The sequence below is a fragment of the Coleofasciculus sp. FACHB-712 genome (assembly GCF_014695635.1).
Classification (GTDB): Bacteria; Cyanobacteriota; Cyanobacteriia; order Cyanobacteriales; family FACHB-T130; genus FACHB-T130.
Map to the genome: position 1 here is coordinate 1 of NZ_JACJOQ010000656.1, position 4,581 is coordinate 4,581.

Here is a 4,581-nt window from a genome sequence, read left to right on the forward strand (position 1 = left end):
AACCTTCTGTCTTTGTCGAAGATGTAGAGACAGCGAATCCGGAAGTCGTTAATAAAGCTTTCGAGCAAAAAGAATTTGGACATCGAGCATTAGTTCACGCTCACCTGTGCAAAGATAATTTGTTGTGGGGAATTCTGCAACCTTGTGTCTTTGGTCAGCCTAGAGTATGGACGCCGGAAGACCGCTCTATTATGACCACAGTTACAGAGAAATTAACACCCCTTGCTGTTGCCTATATATTGGCAGCGAAGTCTTCCATACCTGCGAAGGGATAAATTCTCTAGCTACTAACACCGAAATGTAGAGACAAGGGTTATCGCGTCTCTACTAAATATTGCTTGTTTCCATAGCTGAATAGAAATGAACCTGAATATAGGGAGGGGTGTAGAATTATACGCCCCTACTCTTTACCTAGGTTCTTTACCTCGGTATATAATTGCCAAAATTGTTACACTTGCACAACTAATAAAACTAATCAAGTTTCCATACATCAAAACCAAATCGTTTCGATAATACCCATATAGAACTCCATTAAGCTGAATAAAATTAAAACCGAGAAAAGTAATTAAAGACAAATTTTTAGAACTCTTCGTTTGAACAATCCTTAAGGCTTGTGGAATAAATAAGCTGGCGTTAAACACCATACCCAACCCAAAAAACAAGGTGACAATATCTTTCATATAGATACAAACTAAAGGTGATAAAAAAATGCAAATTAAAAGTTTTTAAGATAATCTAGAAATACCAAATTACCAAACCGCTCCGTTACTCATTTTCTACTTGTTGTCTCTGCCATTGCTTCAAAACTTCAAAAGCATTAAAGCCTCTATATTGCAAGTAATTTAATAGCTTGGCTTTGGTTTTTTGGTCGATAATTTGAAAATCATCAATTTTATACTTTCGCATGATCTTTGTTTTTAAACCATCCAGATCGTCTGTTTCCTCACTTCCCTCTGCTTCGATTTGTTCGTTCCAAACTTGCTCGAATACCTCGGAGGAAATCCCTTTTTCCATACATTTGCGCCTTACCATAGATTTCCCATATTTGCCTTGAGAGTAGGCAATCAAGTTGGCGACTAAGCGCGTGTCGGATTGATAGTCTCTCTCTTGCAAATAATTGATAGCCTCGGAGATTTCGTTTGGCTCAAACCCCTTTAATTGTCCTTTCTTTAAAAGTTCGTAAGCACTGTAATCTCGGCGGGAGATCAGGCGAAAAAAATAGTCAGTGCAACTCATTTATCAAACAGTTATTATGTTTATTGATTTTAACACATACAAAAGTTTAATTGTTGTATGGCAGTCTAGAATAATGTATGTTAAAAATATATTTTTAGGCACAAATACCCAAAAAATAATTATTTAAAGAATGAAATAAATTGTTAAGATTTGCTTTAAAATAATCAATGAGAATCGCAAAAAGCCAGCTTTTATACTCAATTCGATTCAACCGGCTTCGAGAAAATTATTCCTTGGATAAATTGCTGCATTTGTTCATAATGTGTGCCTTTCCAATAAACATGAGCGCATTCACGACAGCGGCTAAATTCATCAATAGATTGTTGTATATTGGGTGGCACTTGGTCAAGAATCGATTCCTTATCCACAGGTTCTAATAAACCATTGCAACGCAAACATCGTTGCAATGGTTTGACGAATTCAATTAGAGCAAAGCGTCCCATTATCTCGCCCACCTGTCGCTCTGGATTAGTTTCTCTGACATAATATCCATGTGTTACCAAACTACGCATCAATAGACCCTTATCGCGAGTCAAGAGAATTCGTTCTTCAGATGCCGAAATTTGGGCTAACTCTAGATCGTCATAGTCATTTCGATACAGGGTATCAAAACCCAACATTCGTAAAGATGTTGCTAGTTTCCCTAAATGAATATCGAGAACGAAACGAGGAAATTCTAGCGGTTGAGGACGAACGAGAGAGACGCTAGATGTGTTTTCAGTCGCCGCAGAAATTGGATAAACATGGATGCGATCGCTATCAGTCACAATATAGGAAAAATCGACGGGTTTGCCGTTGACTTCGATATAATCCACTTCCGGATGAGGGACGCCAAAAGATTCGATCGTGTCCTTAATTGAGGCTCGTTCCTCAAAAACATGAGTAATGGTTACGCCCCTCTTTTTCCGTGGCAAGAAATCATTCAATTCTGCGTAAAAATTAAAATCTGCTTTAGCCATATTGAGAAATTAATACACCGTAGTTCAGAACCCCACCTCAACTCTCGTAAATAAAATTTATTCCTTGTCTTCCTCCACTTGCGAGGGAATAGAGGGGGTACGGGGAAGCCGAAATCCTGAAATTCTACTTCCCCATGAAAAAAAGTTTTTCTTTACCTTTCCCCTGCCTGCGGGGGGATAGTTGTAGGTCTTTGCAAATTTTCACAAGTGAGATGCTTGCGATCGCTAGTTGCCCTCTTGTGGCAACTCAATTAATTGTAGTATATTTGTAGTATATTTAAGTAAGTGGTCGAGTTCTTGAAGCCACTGGGGAATTCATCAAAGTAATCAGAGCGTTCCTAAACATCTGCGGGGATACGCTCCAGCTTTGTAATGCAAGGAGTCAAATTATGGATGCAACTCAACCAGCCATCTTGAATATTATTGTGCATCTGCGCTCTTGTAATGAGCCATTTCTCCTTCGTTATAACGGGCAACCCCCACGCTGGAGCGATGAATCTCTGCATCGGGAAGCTTACGAACAAAATCCAGAATTGTATGCGCTTTTAGCTCTCATCACCCATGTTACAAAGGGGCAGCGCCTGCGGATTTTGTTTCAGTTGCTGCAACGCTCTCGTGTGGGGATGTCGAAAGAAGTACGTCAAACAAGCGATCGCGTCATTAATTTCTTGTTGGCAATTTTGCACCCCGACCAAGTTTTGACCGTCTTTTTAGCACTGCGACGGGTACGAGCGAATCACAAACATACCGCGAGGGCGATTCTCCAGTACATCCTCAATCATCCCCAATTTGAGGATATGGCTTTGCGCCGTCGTCCTGCGGTTGTGGATGCGATTGAACACGCGCTGGGGAAGAATGTGGCGCGGGGTTCTGTGAAAAAGCTGTCGGATGCAACGGTTGATAAAAGCGATTTGCGCCGCTATCTGTTGCGTTATGCCCATCATCCAGAGTCGGTGAAAGCAATTCTACCTTTTCTGTATCATTCTCCTCTGGGAACAGGTTTAATGCCTGCGGAAGGCGAAGTTAAATATACTCTCGTTCATCAACAATATCGTCAATTTGAGGTACAAACAGAGCGTCCCAAGACAGTAACGGCAACCAATCGCGGTGATATTTCCGCAACCTTGGTGCATTTGTATCGGGGTGGAAAATCGCCGGAATTAATGTCAGCTTTGCAGCATTATGTCGAACAAGCTGTGGTAAACCTGCCGAAATTTTCAGGTCAAGTGGCATTGGTATTGGATGCGTCTGCTTCGACAAGAAGTTATGGCGATCGCGAATACTGTTCTCTAGCGCAGTCAATCGCCCTGAAATTGGTACTCGAAAAATGCTGCGCGAACCTCAAAGTCCATACCCTTGGGGGAGTTGGCGAATTACCCATGCCAGAAGGTTACACCGACTTAGCAGGTACTTTACTGGACGCTTTAGAAGACTCACCCGATTTAGTCGCCATTGTCTCTGATGGTTATGAAAATATGTATCCGGGAGACTTGGAAAGAGTCGTCGCCACCTTGCCGCAATTGGGTATTCATACCCCAATTATCTTCTGTCATAGCAAGTTTACGGCGCTGGATGACTTGGAATTGAGACGACCTGCGGCTAATCTCCTCCAAAGAGAATTCTGGCATCAAGACGATTTTGAAGACTTACTAAATTCGCTATTTGCGATTGCGCTACCGCGCAGCCTTCGGATCGCGGGTGCAAAGCAAACCGAAACTTCTTTGCAGGAATTCCTCCGCCAAAAACTCACATTCCAAGAAAAGGAGTTAGCCACATGGACTACCAGCCATTAGAGTTATTAATTCCCGACAAAGTCGATCTCTCTCCTTATCATTTTGGAATTCCTCAACAGTCTGGAGCCTTGACTGTAGTCCCTATCTTCAGCCCAGATTGTCTGGGTCAATTTACCAGTCCCCTGTCTGGGTTGAAACTCAGTCGAGTTCACGGCTATGGAAATGTAGAACTCCATAATCCATCAACGGGCGTGGCAATCGTTCCCTTGCACATGGGTTATATCCAAGACCAAGCCCAAAATCATGCTTTGTGTCGGTCAGCATTTATTGCTGCGGGACAGAAACTCATGTTTAAAGATGCCTGCTGTGTGCAATCCGGTCAAGGCGGTTATTTGGAAGGTCGAGAACAATGGTTCTTCATTCTCCCCCTGCAACTGCGCTTTCAAGCATTGAAACTCCGGGGTCAGGAAGACTACAGCAAACTCTGGAAAGAAATTGAGCGTCTAAATCAGCGATTTGATTTACCTCAACGCGGTCACTTAGAGCAAATTCTCAGTAAAAAACGCACCTTTCTGACGCAATATCAAAGCCGATTTGAATTGCTTCCCCAGCAAACCGGGGCGTTGTTCTTGATTCGGAATCAGTTAGTTGGC

The 4,581-nt window shown here is 42.3% G+C and carries 3 protein-coding genes and 2 pseudogenes; 3 read left to right on the forward strand and 2 right to left on the reverse strand.

Features of this window, described 5'->3' with window-relative positions; translation table 11 throughout:
• Window positions 1–275 (forward strand): annotated as a pseudogene (locus tag H6F50_RS24850) (GAF domain-containing protein); the annotation flags it as partial.
• Between the two features lie 490 nt (window positions 276–765).
• On the opposite strand, the gene H6F50_RS24860 reads toward H6F50_RS24850, so the two are convergent.
• The gene (locus H6F50_RS24860) at window positions 766–1,236 is read right to left on the reverse strand and encodes a regulatory protein RecX (RefSeq protein ID WP_190430743.1); all 471 of its coding nucleotides are present in this window, start codon (window positions 1,234–1,236) and stop codon (window positions 766–768) included.
• A 197-nt stretch (window positions 1,237–1,433) separates the two neighbouring features.
• Window positions 1,434–2,195 (reverse strand): Mut7-C RNAse domain-containing protein, encoded by a 762-nt coding sequence (locus H6F50_RS24865; RefSeq protein WP_190430744.1) that lies wholly within the window; start codon window positions 2,193–2,195, stop codon window positions 1,434–1,436.
• Window positions 2,196–2,584: 389 nt separating this feature from the next.
• Here H6F50_RS24865 and H6F50_RS24870 point away from each other — a divergent pair, with 389 nt between their 5' ends.
• Window positions 2,585–3,988 (forward strand): VWA domain-containing protein, encoded by a 1,404-nt coding sequence (locus H6F50_RS24870; RefSeq protein WP_190430745.1) that lies wholly within the window; start codon window positions 2,585–2,587, stop codon window positions 3,986–3,988.
• A pseudogene (locus H6F50_RS24875) lies at window positions 3,970–4,581 on the forward strand (hypothetical protein); the annotation flags it as partial. The gene H6F50_RS24870 and the pseudogene H6F50_RS24875, both read left to right, overlap by 19 nt.

What these genes read in the sequence shown, in the direction of transcription:
- H6F50_RS24860 (WP_190430743.1), bottom strand. Translation starts at nt 1,236, where the DNA reads ATGAGTTGCACTGACTATTTTTTTCGCCTGATCTCCCGCCGAGATTAC.
- H6F50_RS24865 (WP_190430744.1), bottom strand. Translation starts at nt 2,195, where the DNA reads ATGGCTAAAGCAGATTTTAATTTTTACGCAGAATTGAATGATTTCTTG.
- H6F50_RS24870 (WP_190430745.1), top strand. Translation starts at nt 2,585, where the DNA reads ATGGATGCAACTCAACCAGCCATCTTGAATATTATTGTGCATCTGCGC.